We start from the raw sequence: 24,767 nt of genomic DNA, 5'->3' as shown, positions 1-24,767 counted from the left end.
TTATATTTCGGATTTAATGGGTTATGCGTTGCTCTGAAGGCTATTGATATGCGCCACCACGTCGAGGCAACTGTCGCGCCCAGCCTCGACCAGCTCTTCGATTGCATCAGTCAACAAGCCGGTTTCTCGCAGCTCTAAAGCCTGTAGCAGCAGCGACGCATTCAGGCCGCAAATCACGCCGATTGGATAATCCACACTCAGCCGAGCCGCCACGTTTGACGTGGTTCCACCGATAAAATCGGTCAGGATTAGTGATCCTTTTGGCATGGCCATTACGGCTTGTTCAACGCGCTGAAAAAACTCGCTAAAGGTATCGACCGGCATGAGCGCAATTTCGGCCACGCCTTGAATATCTCCGGCAACCATTCGTAGACTGGCGCAAAGCTGGCTGCCCCAGCCACCGTGAGTCAGCAGTAAAATCTGTGGTAGGGGATGTGAAGCTGTAGTAGACAAAATGAGCCTCCTGGCATTCAGTCAAAGAAATAAAAGGTTTCTATGGCTGATATAGCAACGCCCGTGCCAGCATTGTGTCACGGCGCGTTTTTTATCGAGGAGGTATGCAGAGAAAGCCCGCAGAGTGCGGGCTAGCGGTAGAGAAGCTCGTAAATATAAATGAATTCTGCGTCAGATAAACGAATGGCATACGCCTCCTCAATGGGAGCGAACGCCTGTTTGATGACACTCATAGCGGCAGCATCAATATCTTGCTGAGTTTCCAGCGCCATCTGTAACGGTTTACGGCTAATAACGATACGCTCCACCATGCAACAACAGTGGATAAGGAAGCGTAGTGTCACTTGTCGGCTCGGTTTGAGGTCTGAGGCCTGACAGATCCGCTGCAAGACGCTCTCCATTTCCTGCAAGATACGGCGAGGGTTCAGCACCGAAATCTGATTAATGATACTTTCGAGCGTTAGCGCGCTGATAAACCGCATTGAGCTACGTTCAACTTCTAAGCGGCGTTCCTGAGTGCTGAGATCGGGGTTTAACAAGCTAAGCAGCAGCTCGGGGCCTTGCTCTGAAAACATCTCTTCCAGCGAGATAAAGGGAATGTCCGGCAATCCCGGTTGGAACGTCCCCACAATACCCACCAGCCGTTCATGAGGAGCCAGCACCTGCTGAATACGGTCTAGGCTTCGAACCTCGTTGTAATCCAGAATTAATAAGCGCGTATCCTGCGCCATCAGTTCACCAAAGCTTTCTGACAGTACCTTGTGGATTTTCTCTGCGGTTCCCATACCGGTAATGCAGGACACCACCAGCACTTTTCCCGCTCCGGCCTGTTCGGGCGAACACCAATGGCACGGAATTTGTTTCTCCTGCATTAGCGCATTCAGCGCGGCAAAATCGCTAGATTCATAGGTCAAATCCAGACCAATTTCCAACAGGCTGGTTAGCGTCATGTTTGGCAACAGCAACACTTCAAACTGGAACAATTTGCTGATGGCGCTGCCAAAATGGACCAGTGAACCGATATCGACCATCAGAATCACGCGCCGGTAGCCACGGCTGCGGATCAGGTTGGTAAGCACTTCCAAGGTGTCATGCACTGACTGCTCGAACGGCATATCAATCGCGGTGAGCAGTTCACGCTCTAAAACCTGATTCACATACTGCGCCATACTGGTAGCCGTCGTGGCACCATGGGCAATAAAAATCACGCCAAGCTCGGGGCTATCGTCAATTTCACAGCGGTGCTGGCGACACTCTTTTAGGAACATGCATAGATACACCACTTCGGTCGCAGGACATTGAATATTAAATATTTCATCGATGCGACGACAAAGCTGCATCGCGTTATCGTATTCGTCTTTGCAGTGATCCAATATCAGGCTTGAAGAGTAAAGCTGAGGAATCAAACCGCGCTGGACATAGCTCAGCAAGGTGAGGAAGTGCTTACGCAGATGATTAACCATGTTTTCTGGCAGAGTAAACCCAACCACCTGCTCAACGTAGCCAATCAGCAGCGCTAAACGCTGCTCAAGCTGGCCACTGTAACCGACCGTCGCAGTGTCACGGCTGTACAAACCATATTCAAATATCGAGCGCAGTTTGTTTTTGAGGATAGCCAGCGTTTCCTGCGGCGGCACGTTGCTGTTGCGTAGGTTGACATATTCGCGCGTCAGAAAACGGTAAAACAGGTCGCTGTCGTCTTGCCCCACGGCCGCGCCCAACGAGGGTTTCAGCGCAGATAGGGTATCTGCACTGATATCCAGCCATTGTTGTTGACCAAATATGCTATCGACCAGCAAGCGTTGGTCCGCACTCGGCATCACCGACTGCTCTACCAGCTTTTTATCCAACGTCAGCACATCGTGTTGCTGCCCCATGCCTGCCGCCCAGCCCTGAGCACACAAGAATTGGATATCACTTTTCAACTGGCCAATATTGCCTTCCAACGGTTTTTCTAGCAGCCACAGCAGCAGCGCTTTATCGACCCGAATGGTGCGGCTGATTTTTCGACTTTCCTGATGCAGGAATCCAGTAATCAGCTCAATTTGCTCTTCCATTGAACGCTCGCGTAAGGCAGGCAGATCGATACTAACCTGAATACGTCGCTGGAAAGTGCGTAGTAACGTGGAATTCACCGGTTCCGTGGTGGCACAGATTAAGCGCACACTCACCGCTCGCGCCTTATGACTTGAGCCCAACGCTCGAAATTCACCTTTATCTAACAGGGCAAACAGTTTTTCTTGCCCTTCATAAGGAAGGCGATGAATTTCATCCAGCAGCAGATAGCCACCGTCAGCCTGCTCAATAAGCCCAGTTTTATCGCTGGTTGCGCCAGTAAAAGCGCCCTGCCGATGACCAAAAAGATGAGAAGAGAGAAGCTCGGGATTGTGCGCATACTCAGCACAGTTGAAATAGACCAACGGCAGTGCGTTATTGCCGCTTTGCTGGCAGGCAAACTGATGCATCAGCTCGGCAAAATAGGTTTTCCCCACGCCAGATGGGCCGGTCAGTAAAACATGTAAACCGCTGGGATAGAGTACCGCGGCCTTCCCTTTTTCCACCGCCAGTTTCAAGCTGCGGTCGTAACCAATCAGCGCGGTAAAAGGATCGCTGGCGATAAGCGGGTCTTCACTTGGCAATAATTCGCTAACAAAACGAACCTCGGTGAGATGGTCCGGTAGCACATGACCAATGAGTGTTTCTACCACCTCGCGATGGAGGAAATAAACCGGGCGGGTTTTTACCTTAATAACCCGTTGCTCACTCCACAGTTGGTTAAGATCTTTGCTTACTGAATTACGCGCGAGGCCAAGATTAAAACCAATACTTTCAGCGGTGAAAGCAACGTCGTTTTGCAAATCGGTCTGGTTCAGACCCAATGTTAAGCGTTCTAATTCCTGGCAAATTCTGTCTATACGTTTCATGCTGAGATCTAACCTGTCCCTTAAGTCGCGATTTTTGAACATAGCATAAACCGCGAAAACTTAATGTGCGGGAACCGGCATCAAGGCGCAGTGGCTATCTCAAGCTGAATTAAATAGCTCAGGGCTTGATCTCGATGACTAAAACACATATCCGCAGCTGCCTGAAGTCCGCCACACACGGCGGGCCTGAGCGGTGATAAAAAGATTTTACAGCGCATGTCATCATCCAACTGAACACAGCGCGTATTAGCGGGTTTGCCGTGAGGCATACCGGGGATCGGGCTAGAAATTGAGGGAGCAATACAGCAAGCTCCGCAATCGGAACGGCAGTCCATGGAAGTACTCCGGTGGGCTGTCTGAAATGAGCTGCGACAGAGTCAGCGAGCGGAAAATCCGCTCTCCACTTATACAGGGTTTTCATTTTTTATGCTGTAAAAGCTCACAGCAAAAACACCGATAAATCGACATCATTCGGCGGTTAAACGCGTAATTTTCTGCCCCATCGCGACTTTCTCGCACAAAATCTGGCAAATTCTTTTACCTCACTCGTCATTACTCTGTTTACTTCTCATTAAACAACACGTACCATTGAGCTAGTACATAAGAATTAGCATGCCGCTAATCAGGAGCACAGCATGACGATGGAGAATACCTTGACTCAAACGATACGCCGCCCGTCAGTCCTTGGGGGCGCGATGATTATTGCCGGAACCGCCGTCGGTGCGGGGATGTTTTCAATTCCGGTCGTCACCGCTGGGGTCTGGTTTACCGGTTCCGTCCTGCTACTGATCTATACCTGGGCCTGCATGTACATCTCTGGCCTAATGATATTAGAAGCCAATCTCAATTATCCGGCAGGCGCAAGCTTCCACACCATGGTGGGCGATCTGCTCGGCAAAGGCTGGAACTCGTTGAACGGGCTTTCCATCACCTTCGTTCTCTACATTCTGACCTATGCCTATATTTCAGCGGGGGGTTCAATCATCACCCACACGCTGGAACCCTATTTTGGCGTTGGGCAAACTGCAGCAGGCTTGGTATTCGCCATTGTCGTGGCCTTTATCGTCTGGTTATCGACGCGTGCGGTTGACCGCTTAAGCACCATTCTGATTGGCGGCATGGTGATTACCTTCTTGCTTTCAACCGGTGATATGTTCACCCATGTCGATCCTGCGGTTTTGTTTAATACCGGTGAAGACAAACCAAGTTATTTGCCCTATGCGCTGGCTTCGCTTCCTTACCTGCTAACGTCCTTTGGCTATCACGGTAACGTTCCGGGGCTGGTGAAGTATTATCATAAAGACGCTAAGTCAGTGGTTCGCAGTCTGTTTATCGGTACGCTTATCGCACTGACGATCTACATCTTCTGGCAGTATGTGATCCAAGGGAACATCACCCGCGCGGCGTTCCAGCAGATCATCGCTGAAGGCGGCAACATTGGCAGTTTGCTAAAACAGATGGGCAGCGTTGCTAGCAGCAGCATTGTCAACCAGCTGCTTAACGCGTTCTCTTATATGGCGTTGGCGAGTTCGTTCTTGGGTGTTTCCCTAGGTCTGTTCGACTTTATCTCTGACTTCTTTAAGTTTGATGATAGCCGTACTGGCCGTACCAAAGCGGCATTGGTCACCTTCGTGCCGCCAACGATTGGCGCACTGGCATTCCCAGATGGCTTTCTTTATGCCATCGGCTTTGCGGGTTTAGCCGCCACTATTTGGGCGGTTATCGTACCGGCGATGATGGCGCGAGCAAGCCGTAAACGTTTCCCACAGGCGACCTATCGCGCACCGGGCGGTTCAGCAATGATTCTGTTTATTATTGCCTTTGGTTTGATTAACGCCGTGGCACATATTCTGTCACTGATGAACTTGTTACCCGTTTATCAATAACTCGTCAAAAACTGTGATGCCGGAGCGCCCACTCCGGCATTTTGCGTCAAATTTATCTGCTTTTTTATCTTCCCCTCTTGCCTAGAAAACGCCGCGCGGGTAACGTGTCGCCACACGCTAAAGACTGAATTTGCAAACTCATTAACAAGGTTTTTTTATGCCAAGAGCTAACGAAATTAAACGCGGTATGGCGGTCACTTTAAACGGCAAACTGCTGCTGGTTCGCGATATCGATGTACAAAGCCCAAGCGCTCGTGGCGCGAGCACGCTGTACAAAATGCGTTTCTCCGATATCCGTACCGGTCTGAAAGTTGAAGAACGTTTTAAGGGCGATGACATTCTGGAAGAGATCTCTCTGAGCCGTCGTCAGGTCAACTTCTCGTATATTGACGGTGACGAATACGTCTTTATGGACAACGAAGACTACACGCCATATACCTTCAAAAAAGATCAGATCGAAGAAGAACTGCTGTTTATTCCTGAAGGTGGAATGCCTGGCATTCAGGTATTAACCATGGATGGTCAGGTGCTGGCACTTGAGCTGCCACAGACCGTGGATATGGAAATCGTTGAAACCAGCCCAAGCATCAAAGGCGGTTCTGCCAGCGCACGTACCAAACCTGCGGTAATGAGCACCGGCTTAACGATTCAGGTTCCTGAATATCTGAGCAGCGGTGAAAAAATTCGCATCCATATTGAAGAACGTCGCTTTATGGGCCGTGCTGACTGATTACGGTTCTGCACACCAAACAGCAAAAAGGGACGCGATGGCGTCCCTTTTTTTATCTTCAGCAATTTATCTTCAGCAATATAGTACGCGATGATTATTTCATTTCAGGGAACAGCGCACGCTTAAGCGCAAGTTCAACGCCGCGCACTTCAGCTAAACCTTTCAAGCGACCAATCGCAGAGTAGCCTGGGTTAGTTTTCTTCTTCAGATCGTCTAGCATTTGGTGACCATGATCGGGACGCATAGGAATTGGGCGCATATCCCCTGCTTTCTGACGACGTTGCTCTTCGGTCAGAATCGCTTTCACCACGGAATACATATCGACATCACCCTGCAAATGCGCACCTTCATGGAAGGTTTTCGGGTTTTGCTCACGACAGGTAGAACGTAAATGCGTGAAATGAATACGATCGCCGAAGGTTTCAATCATCTTAACCAGATCGTTATCGCCGCGAACGCCGTATGAACCGGTACACATGGTGAAGCCGTTGTAGATGCTATCGACGGTTTCTTTCAGCCATTGCATATCTTCGATGGTTGAAACAATGCGTGGCAGCCCCAGAATTGGACGTGGTGGATCATCAGGATGAACCGCTAGCTTCAAGCCGCACGCTTCGGCAACAGGCACGATCTCTTTCAAGAAATAGCCCATGTGCTCGCGTAGCTTAGCCTTATCAATACCGTCGTACTCGGCTAAACGAGCGCGGAATTGATCCAGCGTGTACCCCTCTTCCGCACCGGGTAAACCCGCAATGATGTTGCCTGTTAACTTAGCAATATCGGCTTCGCTCATGGCGTCAAAATAGGCTTTAGCCTGTACTTGTTCTTCCGCCGTGTAATCCGCTTCTGCATTTGGGCGTTTTAAAATATGCAGTTCAAACGCCGCAAACGCAATTTGATCGAAACGCAGCGCTTTAGAGCCATCTGGCAATTCATATTCAAGATCGGTACGTGTCCAATCCAGAACGGGCATAAAGTTGTAGCAAACGGTATCGATGCCGCAGGCCGCGAGATTTTGCAGAGACAGTTTGTAGTTGTCGATGTGCTGCTGATAGTTGCCGGTTTGCGTTTTGATCTCTTCGTGAACCGGAACGCTTTCAACCACGGACCATGTCAGCCCTTTTGCCGCCAAGATAGCCTTACGCTTCTCAATTTCTTCAACTGTCCAAACTTCTCCGTTAGGAATATGGTGCAATGCGGTGACCACACCGGTTGCGCCTGCCTGACGAATATCATCCAAAGAAACCGGATCGTTCGGGCCATACCAACGCCAAGTTTGTTCCATCTGTCTCTACCTTCTGCGGGTGAAAATACGATTTATCATGATTAAGGGAATTCTTCTGTGGCAGCTTTGGCAGCAATCTCTCGATGTTTCCAGCAAAATAGTGGGTAAAAAACTCAAGCTGTTATACCAAATACCACAGATATCATTTAGCTTTTACCTTACTCTTTGCTGGTTTTCTGTCAAAACCCAATCCACTATTGGTTGATCCACTTCACGAATATTTTAGAATTTTGGACTAACCAATTTCATTTTCTGTCATATGACTTTAGACTGCAAGCCACTTTAGCGATCTTAGAAGATGTCAGACCGCATTAATTCTCAGGCTATAAACGTATTTTTATGCCGTGAGCGTAAGCGAGACAAAGTGGTCTAACATCTTTTGCTTTACCGTTCTGATGCTGACAGACTTTTTCCCGTCTGCCACGTTCATCTTCTCAATGGAGTTCAGCATGAAAAACCTAGCCAACCACTCTTTGCCAGACGGTGTAAAACAGCCCACTTATGACCGTAGCCTTTTAAAAAGTCGTATCGTCCACCTCGGTTTTGGTGCTTTTCATCGTGCCCATCAGGCATTGCTGACTGACCGAGTGCTTAATCAGCAAGGCGGAGATTGGGGTTATTGTGAAGTTAACCTGTTCGGCGGCGAAAAGTTGATTGAACAGCTGCGCGAACAAAATCATCTGTACACCGTATTGGAAAAAGGCGCTGAACATAATCAGGCCGTGGTGGTAGGTTCAGTGCATGAATCACTGCACTCAGAAATCGATGGCATTCAGGCCGTTATCGAGAAAATGGCGGAACCACAGGTCGCCATTGTGTCATTGACCGTCACGGAAAAAGGCTACTGCATTGAACCTGGCAGCGGAAAACTGGATCTCAATAATGCCTTGATCCAACGCGACTTAGCCACTCCCTTGGCACCAACTTCGGCACCAGGCGTGATTGTGGAAGCTTTACGTTTACGCCACGAACGCAACCTTGCACCGTTTACCGTTTTATCTTGCGACAACATCCCTGAAAACGGTCACGTGGTTAAAAATGCGGTTCTCGGATTAGCCAAGGCACGCGATGAAAATCTGGCTGCTTGGATTGAATCTAACGTCACCTTCCCAAGCACCATGGTTGACCGCATTGTACCGGCCGCCACGGAGGAAACGTTGGCTGAGGTAGCACAGGCCGTTGGCGTAGAAGATCCTTGCGGCATCGCCTGTGAGCCTTTCATTCAATGGGTTGTGGAAGACAATTTTGTTGCAGGCCGCCCGCAGTGGGAAATCGCTGGCGCAGAGCTGGTGAGTGACGTACTGCCTTACGAAGAAATGAAGCTGCGCATGCTTAACGGTAGTCATTCATTCCTCGCGTATCTGGGATATCTGGCTGGCTATCAGCACATTAATGATTGCATGGAAGATCAGGCCTATCGCACCGCGGCACACCGTTTAATGCTGCAAGAACAAGCCCCGACGCTACGCGTAACCGGCGTTGATTTAGGTCAGTATGCCGACCGTCTGATCGAGCGCTACAGTAATCCATCACTGAAACATCGCACTTGGCAAATTGCGATGGATGGCACCCAGAAACTGCCTCAGCGCATGCTGGATTCCATTCGTTGGCATCTTGCTCACGGTAGCGCTTTCCCATGCTTGGCGCTGGGTGTGGCGGGTTGGATGCGTTATGTCGGCGGCGTAGACGATCATCAACAAGATATTGATATTCGTGATCCTATGGTGGAAACATTAAAGGCGGTGGTTGCTGAAAGCCAAGAAGGCGAAGCCCGCGTTCAGGCATTGCTAGGTATCAAAGCGGTATTTGGTGATGAGTTGCCAAAACAAGCTACGTTTGTCGAAGCCGTCATCCATGCTTATTTAGCACTCGTGAAAAATGGCGCGGCTAGCACCTGCGCAGCACTGGTTAAATAATTCATGTCAATTGGCTATCCCACATGGGATAGCCAATATTGTAAATTTAATCTGATCACACTATCGATGTATTAAAACCATCTACAACAGCCACTTATCGCTAAAGATTTTGAGATCTTCTGGGCGTCCGAATAAATACCCCTGCAAAAAATCAAGGTTATATTGTTTAAGATGCTCCGCCTGTTCCGGTGTTTCCACCCCTTCTGCTACTGTCACCATTTGCAGACGTTTAGCTAAATCAATCACGTTATCTACGATATGCCCTGATAGCGCATCTGATCCAATCATGCGGATAAAGCTCTGGTCAATCTTAAGAATATCAATATGGAATTCACGCAGATAAGCCAAGCTTGAGTGGCCAGTACCAAAATCGTCCAGGGCAATAAATACGCCAAGCTCGTGTAGCTCATGGAATATACGATGCGTCATCTCGCTTGGCACAATGAGTTGGCGCTCGGTCAGTTCTAATACCAGCTGAATTTTATACCCTTCAAAGGCGGCAAGAAATTGGCGGCAATCCTCAACCAGACTGAGATCTTTAAAATGGCTCGCGCTAATATTGATTCCGAAATGAAAGTTATAAGGGAGACGCTCCGCCAAAGGCGCAAAATAGTCTCTCACCTGCGCCATCAAATCCTGAGTCATCGGCACGATCAGCCCAGATTCTTCTGCTAAAGGAATAAACTGATTAGGGGCAATCATCCCCATCTGCGGATGACGCCAACGCATGAGCACTTCACATCCCGTGAGATCGTTAGTATTACCGCTAACTACGGGTTGAATAAACGGAATAAACTCATGGTTCTTCAACCCGCTTCTCAGCTCGGACAGAGGCGAATTCACGCGCCCCATTGTACGGTAGGTCACAAATCCCAATAAGACAGCTAAGAGTGGGAATAAAATAATGCTGCCAGAAGAGTACTCCCAGACGTATTCCCAATGGGTGCTGGTAGGAATTTCTGTTGCAACCGTGTAAGGGAAGCGCGTTGATGTCTTAAAATAGCTGGTACCATTGGGCTGGAATTTCTCATCGGAGACATGGCCTGAACTGTCCATCCAACTTGTGCCGACTAATAGATGAATTTCCGTTGGTGTTTGCAGTAGCTCCAAAACATTCTTTAGATAATAGCCATCAACGCCCACCAAAACGCTGTACTCGCCGTAAGGTTTGCGAAATGCAATAAGCGAACGATTTGGCGTTACCGGATTACCATTCAGCATCAATAACATTCCACCGACATATTTACTGGTACTCACACTGGTCGAATAATTTCCGGCCAGAGATGAACAGTAAACATTATCGCCAGTAGCCAGATTAACAGTGCGGATATCTGGAACAACGGTAACCTGATAACGTAACGCGTCCTGCGTTTCAGTGTTACAGGCCTTACCTAAATAATCATGCACCGCATTCGCTGCAGTCTCCGCATTTTGTAACGTCGCATCAAATTGCGATATCGCACGCTGCAGGCGTTGCTCAATATCGCGCTCCATCCCACGCGAAATCTGCCATGAAATAGTCAACACGGCGATAATAAGAATTAAAATAACGACCAGTAGAGAGACGATAAGTCTGGCTACTGGGCGGAAACTCGCTGAGCGAAAAAGCTGTGTCATATATCAGTTACCGGTAATTCCCGACGGATATTATTTTTATTATGTCGAAAAACGACCATAAATAGCTAATCTATTGCGAAATATAGGAACTTACCGCACAAGCTTATGAAAAAGCCAACGGCGAAGCGTCGTTGATAGCGTGCAGTTAAGGTAGTAATGCACTCACAAAAGTATAATGCCTACTCGCTCTGTAACACCGGAGTTGATTCAAATAAAAAACCATCAAAACTTGGATCTTCGGGATCGGAGATTTCTAACAACTTAGTTTTTACGTTTTCCAAATGCTGCCACATCGCCTGTTTCGCAGATTTAGCATCGCGACGTAAAACGGCATGCAGAATCTTTTGGTGATCGTCTAACCAATTCCAACGGTAGCTGAAATCGCTGGTATGCACGTGCAGCCCACTCCACATTGGGTTATGTTTTCTTGCCTGCCAAGCGTCGTGAACCATGCTGGCCAACACGCTGTTTTGCGTAGATTGCGCAAGCAGGCAGTGGAAGAGTTCATCGGCGCTTTCATCGATCGTGCCTGAGGACAATGACTGGCGTTCTTGTTCAATCGCTTTTCGCATCTTCATGATGTCGGCTTTGGTTGCCTGAACGGCCGCAAATGCCGCAATCTCGCTCTCCAGCAACTGCCTTGCCTGAAGCAATTCAAAAGGGCCGTAGGTATTTTCATCGAGATCGGTCACCGCAGCACGTCGCTGGCTTTGCGGCAAAGCAACAACATACACGCCGGAACCTTTACGAACATCAATCAGTTTTTCCAGCTCGAGCATGATAAGTGCTTCACGAACAACGCTGCGGCTAACGCTAAATTGTTCTGCAATATCACGCTCAGGGGGCAAACGCTCACCAATTGGATACTCTCCTTGCGCAATCAGCTCACGCAGAGTATTGCCCACTTCTTGATACAATCTCATATTGCTACCTTTTATACCGATGACGTGGGCGAATATCGTCTAGCTTACCAATTGGCCAGACCAAATCCCCAAATGATAGGAGCACTTACCTAATTTGGTCTGATTATATCACAGCAGAGAAATGACCTCGGCAAAATACATCAATAACAGGGGCTGGATAACCATAATCCAAACCCCATTTTAATCCACCAACCTATAAAGTATTGAGAAAAGAATTAGCAAAGAAATCTAATGATAATTAATGGTTAACACACCGAGGGTATGTTTGGAATTGATCCAGTTTAATTGACTGGTTCCCACTGAAATAGGGAGATCGACGGGAGCCGTACCTATTTGGCTAATTGGATGACTGACCGTTGCGGTTCGGCCACCGTTGTCACAGCGGGTTTTTATACGATTCTTGTCAATGCCAACGTCACAGGCATCTTCAACAATCGAGCCAACAAAACGAATGACCCCCACATTTCCTGCCTGAGCTTCAGACATCAATCCAGAGAAAAAAGGCAATCCCAAGCCGACAGCGAAAAGCATTGATAACCAAACCTTATTCATGGTCACCCCTTGGATTTTCACACAAATACACGCTAGCCGGTAAATACATCAATCCATGCAAATCCTGCGCATAGAGAGTGATTTAAAGGTAGCAGTCTGTAAAAAACACAACGGCACCAAAACAGGAAACCTTAAGAAAAAATGTCGTTCAGACGATATACAGCAGGTAACTATGCTATAGAGAAAATTATTAGCGTTTAATAAGGCTAAATCAGCAAGCTCACAGTAGATAACGGAAGCGAATATTTTTGCGATATTTTCTTTTTCGTTTAACTTTGGTTTAACGTTGCAGCACTTTCTCTCCCCTGAGAGAGTGTGTAATTATGGTAATATTCTGGTCGAAAAGCAGGTAAATCGGGGCGTTAAATGACTAAAGTAAATCTCATCACTGGATTTTTGGGTAGCGGTAAAACCACCACGCTACGCCACTTATTAGCAAACAAACCCGAGAATGAAAAATGGGCTGTTTTGGTCAACGAATTTGGTGAAATTGGGATTGATGGTGCGCTGTTGGCTGATACCGGAGCCGTGTTAAAAGAGATCCCCGGTGGATGTATGTGCTGCGTTAACGGCCTACCCATGCAGGTTGGATTGAATATGTTGTTGCAGCAAGCCAAACCCGATCGCTTGCTGATTGAGCCCACGGGGCTTGGACATCCAAAACAAATCCTAAACCTGCTGACATCTGATACTTATCAAGCTTGGCTAGAGCTAAAAGCCACGCTTTGTGTGCTTGATGCCCGCCAGCTTAGCGATGACAAATACACCAGCAACGAGAATTTCCGCGATCAGCTCGCCGCGGCAGATATCATTGTGGCGAATAAAGACGACACCTATAGCGACAGCGATCGCGAGAAGCTCGATGGCTGGTATCAGCAAGCTGGCTCAGGACGTCGCTTGGTATCGACCCAGCATGGGCAGCTTGATGTGGTATTGCTCGATAGCCCACGTGAAAACATCGCCGAGTTACCGAACGCTAAACATCACCATCATGGTAAAGCGCCTGCTTCAGGCATCGCCGCTCTGCGTCTGCCTGAAGGGCAAAACTGGCGTCGCTCACTGAATCAGGGTCAAGGCTATTTTAGCTGCGGATGGGTATTCAACGCGGAGACCTGTTTCGACACCGTCGCGTTGCTGGAATGGGTACGTCTCGCACCGGTTGTGCGTGTGAAAGGAAGCTTGCGGATCCCTGAAGGAACCTTAATCGTTAATAGACAAGGTGCTGATTTTCATATTGAAACGCAGCAAACCACGCCGCTGGACAGTCGCATCGAGTTAATTCATGACGCTGAAACCGACTGGAACACGTTACAAAGCGCGCTCTTAAAAGCGCGTATTAAAACAGCATATTAAACAGATATTTTCATTTTTTACAGGTTAGGCTTAGCACATGACTCGTCGTAATCTGCCGTGGATTATTTTGTGTAATCTCCTTGGCATCGCTTTATTCTTTTCTTGGTATTTGGCTCCGAATCACGGTTTCTGGTTCCCAATAGACTCGTCGATCTTTTTCTTTTTTAACGATCATCTAGTCACCAACCGCGCCTTTCTCTATTTAGTCGCCTATACCAATAATCGTGCGTTTGACGCCATAGCACTGCTGTGTATGGGATTGCTATATCTGTCATTTTTTGTCAAACAAGATGGTTACGGCAAGCGCCGAATGCTAATTTTGGGCGTGGTAATCTTGCTGACTGCGGTGGTTTTAAACCAACTGGGTCATATTCTTCCCGTTAAGCGTGCGAGTCCAACTAACTATTTCTCCCACATTCATCGCGTGGGAGAACTTACTGGAATTAACACTAAAGACAGTTCAAGCGACAGTTTCCCTGGCGACCATGGCATGATGTTGATTATTTTTGCCGTATTCATGCTGCGTTACTTTACGCTCCGCTCATTTATTATTGCACTGGCGATCTTCGTGGTATTTATTCTGCCGCGCATCATGATTGGTGCACATTGGTTTAGCGATATCGCCGTAGGCTCCCTCAGCGTTGTGCTGGTTGGTCTAAGCTGGTGGCTACTCACGCCTGCATCAGATGCCTTATTGAACTTGTTAGACCGGCATTTGCCCGGCAAGTATCGTCCGCAATAATCCATCACTTCCCCCTGAATCCATATCATCGATTAAGGGGGATAAATCAGATATTGCATAAGTTCTCATTCAGATAATTCCTATACCATCTTGCCTTTCTTTTGACCTTTTCATCTCGTGCACATCTTTTTTAATAATCTTTAAATATTACATATTATTACAACAGCTTCTTATTCTTTAAAATGAACAAAAAGCCTCGCCAAACCTATTTCGATCCGGTAATCTTTCAACGTTTGTGCATAGATTCTGAGTTTTTGAGAATAATAGCGACAAAAGTGTGCTCCACCGCACAGATTTCATGTGTAAACATTGTCACATGTAGATCCTATTATTAGTCTCTTGAATGGCATTTATAGATAGCGACTCCGTCGTTAAGGACAAAAAGGAAAATCTTCTACAATGGTCAAGTCTCAACCGATTCTGAGATATATCTTGCGATTAGCACCTGCTATCGCCGCCGCAGTACTTCTGTCGGCATGTAGTGCAAACCATTCTTCATCTGATAGATACGCACAAACTGATACGCATGCAGTTAAAGACAAAGATGGTCTTTTACTTCAAGCTTCTCAGGATGAATTTGAAGCAATGGTTCGTAATGTGGATATTAAATCCAAAATTATGGATCAATACGCAACCTGGAAAGGTGTACGTTATCGCCTCGGTGGCGACAGTAAACGTGGCATTGATTGTTCAGCATTTGTTCAGCGTACTTTCCGTGAACAATTTGGTTTGGATCTGCCCCGCTCTACATCAGAACAACAAGATACTGGCCGCCAAATTCAGCGTACCAAGCTGCGTATCGGTGACTTAGTGCTGTTCCGTGCAGGTTCAACGGGTCGCCATGTCGGTATCTATTTAGGTAATGATCAATTCGTTCATGCTTCCACCAGCAGCGGTGTGACTATTTCAAGCCTGAATGATAGCTACTGGAAAGGCCGTTATCGTGAAGCTCGTCGAGTATTGACCAACCCGGCGCATAGCTAATCCAGACGCACAAACACCTGATTGTCCTAAATGCCAAATAAAACGCGACTTCGGTTGCGTTTTTTTATGCCCGACTCCCTCTGCTTCTCCTTATCAGCACCTTCACAATATTCTGTAATCCGTTCTTGAAGCTGAATGATTATTGCGGTGATTTTGTGATCGGACGGATGTTTTATCCGACTCAGCTTGAAATGCATCACAAATCACTGTGGATCGAGATCTATAAAAAAACAAAAAATTAACATTAAGTTAATCTATTTGTATTCAATTCTTATTTTCTTCCCTAATATCTTGGATGTCCTGCGAAAGAGTCGTTCTCTTTCGCAATGCATTTATATACCTAAAATTATAGGCTGCACCGCAGCTAATCATCTGCGAAGTATCAGCAGAAGACATGCCACTTACAGACAGGTAAAAGGAAGAGACAATATGGTAGAGCAGGTAAAAGTTGAGGCCGCGAGCCCCGCAAAAGGGGAAGAGCATCTACGGCGTAATCTCACCAACCGTCATATTCAACTTATTGCTATCGGTGGTGCCATCGGTACCGGCCTGTTTATGGGATCCGGCAAAACGATCAGCCTTGCAGGCCCCTCGATCATTTTCGTCTACATGATCATCGGCTTTATGCTGTTCTTCGTGATGCGCGCAATGGGGGAACTGCTTTTATCCAATCTTGAATATAAATCCTTTAGCGACTTTGCTGCTGATTTACTCGGCCCGTGGGCTGGATATTTTACTGGCTGGACATACTGGTTCTGCTGGGTTGTCACTGGGATAGCCGACGTCGTTGCAATAACCGCCTACGCGCAGTTCTGGTTCCCTGGACTTTCTGATTGGGTCGCCTCGCTTGCCGTGGTGCTTTTGCTGTTAGGCCTGAATCTGGCAACGGTCAAAATGTTCGGCGAAATGGAATTCTGGTTTGCGATGATTAAAATCGTGGCCATCGTTGCACTGATTTTGATCGGGCTAGGTATGGTGTTAATGCACTTCGAATCACCAACCGGCAGCGTGGCTTCGTTTAGCAACCTTTGGAACGACGGTGGCTGGTTCCCGAAAGGCTTAAGTGGTTTCTTCGCGGGCTTCCAAATTGCGGTGTTCGCCTTCGTCGGTATTGAGCTGGTAGGGACCACGGCGGCAGAAACGAAAGATCCAGAGAAATCACTGCCACGAGCGATTAACTCGATTCCTATCCGCATCATTATGTTTTACGTATTTGCACTGATCATGATTATGTCAGTGACACCGTGGAGCTCTGTGGTTCCAGATAAAAGCCCGTTCGTTGAACTGTTCGTGTTAGCAGGTTTACCTGCCGCTGCCAGCATCATTAACTTCGTGGTGCTGACCTCTGCGGCCTCCTCCGCCAACAGCGGCGTTTTTTCAACCAGCCGTATGCTTTATGGCTTAGCGCAGGATGGTGTAGCGCCTAAGCGCTTTGCCTTGCTGTCTAAGCGCGCGGTTCCATCATCAGGTCTAACGTTCTCCTGCGTTTGTCTGCTGGGCGGCGTGGTACTTATCTACTTAATCCCTAACGTTGTTACCGTCTTCACGATGGTCACCACGGTATCAGCAATCTTGTTCATGTTTGTTTGGTCAATCATTCTGTGCTCATACATGGTTTACCGCAAACAGCGTCCTCACCTGCATGAAAAATCTATCTACAAAATGCCTTTTGGCAAGCTGATGTGCTGGGTGTGTCTTGCCTTCTTTGCGTTTGTCATCGTACTGCTCACGCTGGAAGCTGATACACGTCAGGCATTGATGGTGACGCCGATCTGGTTTGTTATTCTGGGACTGGGTTGGATGTTCATTCGCAAACGTCGCAGCACACAATAGATACAGGCTGCACTGATTAAACAAAAACGGGCCATATGGCCCGTTTTTTTATCTCTGACAAGTTGATATTTCTATCAAACTATTAAGATCTCAAATTAACACATACGTTATTTACGGTTTTTGATCACATGGCGGACAGTGACCAAACCTACCGAAGTGATCCCACCTAAAATAAGTGCCAACAAGACAATCAGCGCCGTTTTAGGGCTGTCTTTTTTCACTGGCTCATTAGGCTTCATCATATATTTGTACGCGGTGAAATTGATATCCGCTAACTTTAGCTCGCGCAGTTTGCTGATAATCATCTTGCTGTCTTGCAAACCGGAGTTCAACTGAGCCAGATCGGTAATCGATTTCTCAATTTCTAGCTTACGCTTTAAACCATCAGAACCTAACGCAATGGAGAAATCAGGGTCATCTTTAATCGCGGTGCCGTTACTATACAGTGGACGTTTCACGCCAGCCGCATCAGCAATAGACAATGCATAACCAAGACGGTTGATATTCACGTCTTGCACATTTTTTAAACGAGCAAGAGCCATATCATATTTTGACTCTTCACTGCTCAGGCTAATATCGATCAAACGCTGGATCTTACCGGCGATAAATTTTTCCACCGAAGCGTTAACGACAGAGATATAACCTTCCAACGTTTTTTGCGCGTCTTCACTGCTATCAGCGGTAAATGACAGCTTATAGTAAGAATAAGCGGTATCAGCTGGAGTCTTACTCAATTCACTGCTGAAGGAAGCAAAAGACTTGGTCGCCAAACTGTCGAGTATCTGACGTTTAGCCAATTCATCATTCGCAGCCACTTTTTCGATGAGGCGCTTATAATAATCCGTTGTGACAAGGTATTCACGGCGTAAGATCTGAGAGTCATAGTCTCGTACGAAGAGGCTTAATAGATCTTTTTCGCTGACGTTAAAATCGATGCCCAGAATAGCCAACTGCGGCTTCAATTCGTCCAGTGATGTGAGCTCCTCACTTTGCGGAGCAACAACAACCGCATCACTCGTCCATTTTTGCGGCAAAATTTTAGCAATCCCATACCCGATTAAGCCAAAACAGAACGTTATAATTAAAATTGTTTTATATGATTTAATTGCAATAAGTAACCATTCAATCAAGTCAATTTCATCATCACGTGGGTATGGAGGCTGGAATTTGCGGTTTGAGCTGTCTAAAACAGCATCATTATTTTCATGATGTATAATAGTCATAATGTTACAAGCAAGTCACACTCTGTTATGCACTGTTGAATATGGGTACGGTAGAATTTTCCAGAAAAGGATACTGGATAACTTTTTTGATAGATACAACTTAAAGTGAGATCTTAAAAATAAAAATATAAGCTCAGTGAGAACAAAAAAAACAAATAAATCACCAGTAAAAATAGAATTCAAAGAATTAAACTCTAATTTAAAGAATTTTCTTAGCGTTTTATTTACATTAACCAGGACTTCCCCCGATTAAATTCGCATAAAAAAACGCCTATAAATAATTATTTAGAGTGACTACATTTATAATGCTGTGCTTGTAGGCTAATTCCTTTCACTCTATTTTTATGCACTGACAATATTCAAGCAGGCTTCTACCTGTAGCTTGAGACTTAGAGGTATTGGCAGCTCACCGCGAAGACAACGTTTCGTCCAGCGCACGGTTTCCTCTATGCTTTTTGCCTCGGCTAATTCGGGTTTATCCCCCTCTCCCATTTCGCGCGTCACTAGCGTACTCATTTCTCCCTCACGGCATAAATGCATCTGCGGGCAACGTAACGGGTTTGCATACGCCTCACCTTCCGTTCCATGGAGTAAAAGCGCAGTGGATAATGTTTGATTAAATAACCCCGCCATTCTGTGGATATATTCTGGGTGAGAAACGCTGGCAATACGCAAAGCGTCACCGGCAAAAGGGTTAATCATCTTGATTAGAGTATGTGCGCTATTACGAACGCCCATTCGCCAACGTAATGACAGCACTTGATGCATCTCTGGCGCTAAATCTTCCACGCAGATAAAAACCGGTTTGCCGGTTTTCCAATCAATTTTTTGCACGTCGCGTGTCGGTGTAATGTCCAGTTCTTGGAATATTTCAGCGCTGGTAACTCGGCCTGGATCTTGGCTAACACCGTGCACCAAAACGGGAACACCTTCTCTGGCAAGTAACAAAGCCAGCAATGGCGTCAAGTTCGCTTGCTTGCGAGCACCGTTATAGCTTGGGATCACAATCGGCATTGGCATGTCAACAGGCAGCGCAAGATTGGCGGAACGCTGCTGCATCGCTCGGTAAAAACCGAGCATCTCCTGCTCGGATTCACCTTTGATACGCAACGCAATCAGAATACCGCCTAGCTCCAGCTCAGGGACACGACCGGCCAGCATATCGCTAAACAAGCTCTGAGCGAGTTCAGCGCTAATATCACGGGCGTGGTTCTTCCCTCGGCCCACTTCTTTAATGATTTGTGCATAATCCACGGCAACACCTCGTACTCATCCATTTTACATTTGCGTTATATTAGGGATAGTACGTGGCATTATTTGCCCTGACAATTGTACTTATCGCTAACCCTAGCCTCGACGGCGAGCACCGCGCTTGCCACGCGAGCCGCTCGCGGGTTTTTTATCGCTCTTCGGGGCTGGAATTTCGGGCAGTTCGCCTTCCGGCATTGGGCGTTGTTCAATCGGAAAGACCGGCAATGCGCCTAGCAAACGTGCGCCATAGCTTTTACTCAGTAGGCGACGATCATAAATAATAATCTCACCTTTACACTCATGGCTTCGGATCAAGCGACCTACCTGCTGGATCAGAGTGAACGACGCACCAGGCAAGCTCTGTACTTCGAACGGATAGCGCTTCAGCGTTTTCAGCCATTCGCCTTCGGTGAGGATCACAGGGCTATCGATGGGCGGGAAAGCAACTTTATGAATATGCACCTGAGTGAGCAATTCCCCTTTAAGATCTAACCCTTCCGCAAATGACTGTAGCCCCACCAAGGCACTTTGCTGGCCTTTACGCACACGGCGACAGTGCTCTTCAACCAAGCGGTAACGCGGTTGGTCGCCTTGAACCAACAATCCCAAACGTAATGCAGGAACGAAGCTGAGGAACGTGTGCATCGCTCTCTGGCTGGCAAACAGCACCAACATGCCAGTATGCTTGCCACTCTCCCATTCATGACGGAAAAAATGTGCCATTTGGCGTAAATGCTCCGCTTCCTGTGCCATAGCAGGTTCAAGCGTCATTTGCGGGATCACCAAACGACCTTGCTCTGGATGGTTAAACGGGGAATCCAACGCGACAAAACGATCTCCCGCTTTTTCATTTAATCCAGAGAGCTCGCTAATTCGGTTAAAACTATTCAGGGATCGCAACGTGGCCGAAGTGACGATGGCATGTGGGATTTTGCGCCACAGCATTTTCTCAAGCTGATCGCAGACACGGATCCCAACGCAATGCATATAGATGTGCTGCACATTGTCAAATACGTCACGCGTTAGCCATTTCGAAATCGGCGCATTGGATGCTTTCTCCATTGCCGCCAAACGCCACAGTTTCGTCATCGCCTCTAAATAGCTAAAACTACGGCTCATCTGCAAAATGGCTTTGTGCAATCGCATAATGTCGTGACTGCCGGTCTTTTCCTGCAAATCATTCATCATGAATTCAGCCAAACCGCGCAGCCCGTCCGTCAATTTATATAAACGAACGGCAATATCGACCATGGGCTCCGGCAATACGCCCATCTCGAAACGATAGTTTGGCTCACTGCTTCCCACAGGAAGTAGCGATGTCGCCATACGATCAAAATCCGTGGTTAACTGTCGCATCTCTTCACAATGGGCTTTTAAGCGCTCGCTATCCATCAGCTTCGGGCGATTTTTAGGGCTGTACTGTGCACCGCACTGCTCGATGTGTCGCGCGATTCCTTCCACTTGGCTATTAACAAAAATAGCCGTAATCTCGCCATCGATTTCTAACGCATCCCGCGCCACATCGGGTAAATGATGACCTTCATCTAGCACCAACAGCAAATCTTTGGCATTAGGGAGAACCGACTCATTTTCCAACGCCGCCATGACTAACGCATGGTTTGCGACCACCACGTCAGCGCTCTCGATTTCGCGACGAGCAATAAAGAAAGGACATTCGCGAAAATACATACAGTTGCGCGCTAAACAGTTGGCGCGATCGGTGCTTAGCTTCGCCCACAGAGCATCATCAATATTCTCATCAAGGTGATCGCGCAAGCCATCCCAACGATAGCCGCTAAGCTGCTTACTGATTTTTTGACATAGCGCTTTTTCTTCCGCGCTGCTGGGCTGTAAATCATCTTCAATAAACAGTTTCAGATCGCCCTGCATGCCTTCAGCACTCGCCATCGCGGCCAGATTACGCGGGCAGATATAGCGGCCACGGCCAAACGCCGCGGTAAACTTTAAATCGGGGATAATTTTGCGCAGCAGCGGAAGGTCTTTGCTGTAAATCTGATCCTGCAAAGCAACGTTGGCCGTGCTCACCACCAGAGGTTTCTCTTGATCGCGACTAATCGCAATCCCAGGGATCAGATACGACAGGGTTTTACCGACGCCCGTTGGCGCTTCAATGGCCAAATGGCGAGCATCATCACCGGCTAGCGTTTTCGCGACTTCCGCAATCATCGTGCGCTGCTGAGGACGTGGGATAAAATCAGGGATATGCTCAGAAAGGGCTTTATACCATTGAGTAATTTGATTTTTAGTTGCGGAAGAAAGCGCCATTGATACTCGATACAGAAAGAAACAGAGGTCTATTTTCTCATATTCACCATCAAAAATCAGCCTGATATTCTGTCATGCACGTGGAATAGCAGTTGATAATAATGTTTACATAAATAGATTAAAGCCAAGAAATATTAGGAGCATTCTTAACAAATAATATGATTTTGATTATAAATATTCAGTAGCGTAATTACGCTTTATTGAAGGGGCCTAACAGCACAAATAACTTAAAAATCGATGGATATTAAAATCAGGTCGAAAGCGCAGCAGCATTTTACCATAACGAATATTTATGCTTATGTAAACCCCAATTACGGCATTAATCTGAATTTAGGGGTTGTCTCATCATCTCATTATGTTAGGGTATTAAACGATTTCGCTCATAATATTTGGATTATTTGATTTAAATAATCTGTGAACTATTTCTCATTATATATAGGACACTCTATTATTGCATGACTATTAAAATAGAAATTAAGAACCTTTACAAAATATTCGGAGAGCATCCCGACCGTGCATTTAAACTTATTGAATCAGGTCTACATAAAGACCAAATATTTGAAAAAACAGGTCTGACCGTTGGCGTTAAAAATGCCAGTCTGGCCATTGAAGAAGGCGAGATATTTGTCATCATGGGACTCTCAGGTTCCGGCAAGTCCACCATGGTACGCCTTCTCAATCGTCTGATTAAACCGACCCGTGGCCAAGTCATGATTGACGGCGAAGATATCGCACAGGTCTCAGAAGAGAAACTGCGTAATATTCGTCGTAGTAAAATCAGCATGGTTTTTCAATCATTTGCACTTATGCCACATTTGAACGTGCTCGATAACACCGCCTTTGGACTAGAGCTATCAGGTATGCCTCAGGCAGAGCGTCATCAGAAAGCACTCGATGCCTTGCGTCAGGTTGGATTAGAAAATCACGCTAACTCTTATCCCGATGAATTATCCGGTGGTATGCGTCAGCGCGTTGGTTTAGCACGCGCCATGGCAATTAATCCTGATATTCTATTAATGGATGAGGCATTCTCAGCGTTAGACCCTTTAATTCGTACTGAAATGCAGGATGAATTAATTAGACTTCAGTCTCAGCAACAAAGAACCATTGTATTTATTTCACATGATTTAGATGAAGCAATGCGTATTGGTGACCGCATCGCCATTATGCAAGGTGGTGAGGTAATACAGGTTGGAACGCCTGAAGAAATATTGAATAATCCGGCCAATGATTACGTTAAGACTTTCTTCAAAGGCGTTGATATTAGCCAAGTCTTTAGTGCAAAAGATATTGCTCGCCGTAGACATATTTCGTTGATTCGAAAAACGCCGGGATTCGGGCCTCGTGCTGCACTAAAATTATTGCAGGATGAAGATCATGATTATGGTTATGTGGTAGAACGAGGCCAAAAATATATTGGTATCGTTTCAGTAGAATCATTAAAACAAGCGCTCTCTCAAGGTCAGTCTTTAGATTCTGCCCTGCTGTCAGCTCCCGAAGCCGTTGATGCAGATACCTCGCTCAACGAATTAATTTCGCAGGTTGCCCAATCACCTTGTGGTGTTCCGGTGACGTCCGCTGACGGTATTTTTATCGGCATTATCAATAAAGGCACGCTATTACAAGCATTAGACAAAGAGGGCCCTAACCAATGAGTGACGCAACGAGTAATCCATGGGCAACAGAACCCGCAGAATCAGCCGCCAGCGCATCATCCGCATCGCAAGGCGCAGACGCATGGTCTTCATCACCGGCCACGACTGATGCCGCAAGTAACCATGCAGCCCAAGGCAGCGACTGGCTCAGCAGCGCCCCCGCTCCCGAGCCAGAGCACTTTAATCTGATGGATCCGTTCCATCATACCTGGGTGCCCTTCGACACGTGGGTCACGCATGGCATCGACTGGTTGGTCAGCCACGGCCGCCCTGTTTTTCAAGGCATTCGCATGCCGGTGGACTTCGTCCTCAGCGGATTTCAAAACATCTTGCTGGGCATGCCCGCACCTATCGCGATTTTGGTCTTCGCCTTAATTGCATGGCAATGCGCCGGTTTTGGTATGGGGGCTGCGACCCTGATTGGCCTCATCGCCATCGGTGCGATCGGCGCTTGGTCGCAGGCAATGGTGACGCTTGCATTGGTGCTGACATCACTGTTTTTCTGCATGCTCATCGGCCTGCCCTTAGGGATTTGGCTGGCACGCAGCAAAGGCGCGGCCCGTATAATTAGACCGTTACTGGATGCCATGCAAACCACGCCAGCGTTCGTCTATTTGGTGCCTATCGTGATGCTGTTTGGTATCGGTAATGTTCCGGGCGTCGTCGTCACCATTATCTTTGCGCTGCCGCCGATCGTACGTCTAACCAGCTTAGGCATTCAGCAGGTTCCGGCTGATTTGATTGAGGCCGCTGAGTCCTTCGGTTCAAGCCCGCGCCAGATGCTGTTTAAAGTGCAGCTACCGCTGGCAATGCCCACCATTATGGCCGGTGTTAACCAGACTCTGATGCTCGCGCTGTCAATGGTGGTTATCGCCTCGATGATTGCGGTGGGTGGTTTAGGCCAAATGGTACTGCGCGGTATCGGCCGACTCGATATGGGTCTGGCTTCCATTGGTGGGGTAGGTATCGTAATTCTGGCGATTATTCTCGACCGTTTAACCCAGTCCGTTGGCCGCGATCGTCGCAGCCGTGGTACGCAGGGTTGGTACATGACTGGCCCTATTGGCTTGGTCGCACGTATTTTTGTTAAGCGCGGTTAAAACTTCTTAGCCTCCCTCTTGCCGGGGGAGGCGCATATCGAACTTCTATTCGGT

At 47.3% G+C, this 24,767-nt stretch carries 19 protein-coding genes; 9 read left to right on the top strand and 10 right to left on the bottom strand.

From position 1 onward, the window contains the following. Positions 1-21 precede the first annotated feature (21 nt). The 3 genes from CPY98_RS06890 to CPY98_RS06880 form a co-directional block, all read right to left on the bottom strand. Positions 22-453: a PTS sugar transporter subunit IIA gene (locus CPY98_RS06890; protein ID WP_096386949.1), complete on the bottom strand. Its 432-nt coding sequence runs from the start codon at positions 451-453 to the stop codon at positions 22-24. Positions 454-584: 131 nt separating this feature from the next. Beyond that, positions 585-3,377 (bottom strand): sigma 54-interacting transcriptional regulator, encoded by a 2,793-nt coding sequence (locus CPY98_RS06885; protein WP_096386946.1) that lies wholly within the window; start codon positions 3,375-3,377, stop codon positions 585-587. An 80-nt stretch (positions 3,378-3,457) separates the two neighbouring features. Beyond that, on the bottom strand, positions 3,458-3,712 hold the full coding sequence (locus CPY98_RS06880) for a YkgJ family cysteine cluster protein (protein ID WP_071842617.1): 255 nt from the start codon (positions 3,710-3,712) through the stop codon (positions 3,458-3,460). A 300-nt stretch (positions 3,713-4,012) separates the two neighbouring features. Here CPY98_RS06880 and mtr point away from each other — a divergent pair, with 300 nt between their 5' ends. Both mtr and yeiP read left to right on the top strand, forming a co-directional pair. Next, complete coding sequence (mtr, locus tag CPY98_RS06875; protein ID WP_096386943.1) at positions 4,013-5,263, top strand: tryptophan permease; 1,251 nt, start codon at positions 4,013-4,015, stop codon at positions 5,261-5,263. A gap of 157 nt (positions 5,264-5,420) precedes the next feature. Beyond that, positions 5,421-5,993: an elongation factor P-like protein YeiP gene (gene yeiP / locus CPY98_RS06870; protein WP_004096007.1), complete on the top strand. Its 573-nt coding sequence runs from the start codon at positions 5,421-5,423 to the stop codon at positions 5,991-5,993. 94 nt (positions 5,994-6,087) lie between these two features. Here the strand turns inward: yeiP and uxuA are convergent, their stop codons facing one another. Then, positions 6,088-7,278, bottom strand: coding sequence for a mannonate dehydratase (gene uxuA / locus CPY98_RS06865; RefSeq protein WP_025800848.1), 1,191 nt, complete (start codon positions 7,276-7,278; stop codon positions 6,088-6,090). A 449-nt stretch (positions 7,279-7,727) separates the two neighbouring features. Here uxuA and CPY98_RS06860 point away from each other — a divergent pair, with 449 nt between their 5' ends. Further along, positions 7,728-9,194 (top strand): mannitol dehydrogenase family protein, encoded by a 1,467-nt coding sequence (locus CPY98_RS06860; protein ID WP_046449850.1) that lies wholly within the window; start codon positions 7,728-7,730, stop codon positions 9,192-9,194. 81 nt (positions 9,195-9,275) lie between these two features. On the opposite strand, the gene CPY98_RS06855 is transcribed toward CPY98_RS06860, so the two are convergent. The 3 genes from CPY98_RS06855 to CPY98_RS06845 all read right to left on the bottom strand — a co-directional run bounded on the left by CPY98_RS06855 (position 9,276) and on the right by CPY98_RS06845 (position 12,286). Then, on the bottom strand, positions 9,276-10,811 hold the full coding sequence (locus CPY98_RS06855) for a cyclic diguanylate phosphodiesterase (RefSeq protein WP_096386941.1): 1,536 nt from the start codon (positions 10,809-10,811) through the stop codon (positions 9,276-9,278). A 179-nt stretch (positions 10,812-10,990) separates the two neighbouring features. After that, on the bottom strand, positions 10,991-11,734 hold the full coding sequence (locus CPY98_RS06850; protein WP_025800845.1) for a GntR family transcriptional regulator: 744 nt from the start codon (positions 11,732-11,734) through the stop codon (positions 10,991-10,993). 228 nt (positions 11,735-11,962) lie between these two features. Then, positions 11,963-12,286 carry a hypothetical protein gene (locus CPY98_RS06845; protein WP_043492115.1) on the bottom strand — a complete coding sequence of 108 codons (324 nt, stop codon included), beginning with the start codon at positions 12,284-12,286 and terminating at the stop codon, positions 11,963-11,965. Between the two features lie 366 nt (positions 12,287-12,652). Here CPY98_RS06845 and CPY98_RS06840 point away from each other — a divergent pair, with 366 nt between their 5' ends. The 4 genes from CPY98_RS06840 (at position 12,653) to cycA (ending at position 17,198) form a co-directional block, all read left to right on the top strand. Continuing rightward, positions 12,653-13,639: a GTP-binding protein gene (locus CPY98_RS06840; RefSeq protein WP_043492113.1), complete on the top strand. Its 987-nt coding sequence runs from the start codon at positions 12,653-12,655 to the stop codon at positions 13,637-13,639. A gap of 37 nt (positions 13,640-13,676) precedes the next feature. Continuing rightward, on the top strand, positions 13,677-14,381 hold the full coding sequence (locus CPY98_RS06835; RefSeq protein WP_025800842.1) for a phosphatase PAP2 family protein: 705 nt from the start codon (positions 13,677-13,679) through the stop codon (positions 14,379-14,381). Between the two features lie 399 nt (positions 14,382-14,780). Then, the gene (gene mepS / locus CPY98_RS06830) at positions 14,781-15,365 is read left to right on the top strand and encodes a bifunctional murein DD-endopeptidase/murein LD-carboxypeptidase (RefSeq protein WP_004096016.1); all 585 of its coding nucleotides are present in this window, start codon (positions 14,781-14,783) and stop codon (positions 15,363-15,365) included. 429 nt (positions 15,366-15,794) lie between these two features. Beyond that, positions 15,795-17,198, top strand: a complete 1,404-nt coding sequence (cycA, locus tag CPY98_RS06825) for a D-serine/D-alanine/glycine transporter (RefSeq protein ID WP_025800841.1) — start codon at positions 15,795-15,797, stop codon at positions 17,196-17,198. Positions 17,199-17,305: 107 nt separating this feature from the next. On the opposite strand, the gene wzz(fepE) is transcribed toward cycA, so the two are convergent. The 3 genes from wzz(fepE) to dinG form a co-directional block, all read right to left on the bottom strand. Further along, positions 17,306-18,421, bottom strand: a complete 1,116-nt coding sequence (gene wzz(fepE), locus CPY98_RS06820) for an LPS O-antigen length regulator Wzz(fepE) (protein ID WP_096386937.1) — start codon at positions 18,419-18,421, stop codon at positions 17,306-17,308. Between the two features lie 342 nt (positions 18,422-18,763). Continuing rightward, complete coding sequence (gene ybiB, locus CPY98_RS06815; protein ID WP_043492109.1) at positions 18,764-19,675, bottom strand: DNA-binding protein YbiB; 912 nt, start codon at positions 19,673-19,675, stop codon at positions 18,764-18,766. 93 nt (positions 19,676-19,768) lie between these two features. Then, the gene (gene dinG, locus CPY98_RS06810; protein ID WP_043492105.1) at positions 19,769-21,958 is read right to left on the bottom strand and encodes an ATP-dependent DNA helicase DinG; all 2,190 of its coding nucleotides are present in this window, start codon (positions 21,956-21,958) and stop codon (positions 19,769-19,771) included. Between the two features lie 455 nt (positions 21,959-22,413). On the opposite strand from dinG, the gene proV reads away from it, so the two are divergent. Both proV and proW read left to right on the top strand, forming a co-directional pair. Next, positions 22,414-23,613 (top strand): glycine betaine/L-proline ABC transporter ATP-binding protein ProV, encoded by a 1,200-nt coding sequence (gene proV / locus CPY98_RS06805; protein ID WP_025800837.1) that lies wholly within the window; start codon positions 22,414-22,416, stop codon positions 23,611-23,613. Beyond that, positions 23,610-24,713 carry a glycine betaine/L-proline ABC transporter permease ProW gene (gene proW, locus CPY98_RS06800; protein ID WP_043492103.1) on the top strand — a complete coding sequence of 368 codons (1,104 nt, stop codon included), beginning with the start codon at positions 23,610-23,612 and terminating at the stop codon, positions 24,711-24,713. The genes proV and proW overlap by 4 nt, the downstream gene beginning before the upstream one ends. The last annotated feature ends 54 nt before the right edge of the window (positions 24,714-24,767 follow it).

Origin of the sequence: Hafnia sp. CBA7124 (assembly GCF_002355555.1) — a bacterium.
GTDB classification, from domain to species: domain Bacteria; phylum Pseudomonadota; class Gammaproteobacteria; order Enterobacterales; family Enterobacteriaceae; genus Hafnia; species Hafnia alvei.
The sequence above is the reverse complement of the archived record's forward strand: the minus strand, read 5'-3'. Positions and strand labels throughout refer to the sequence as shown.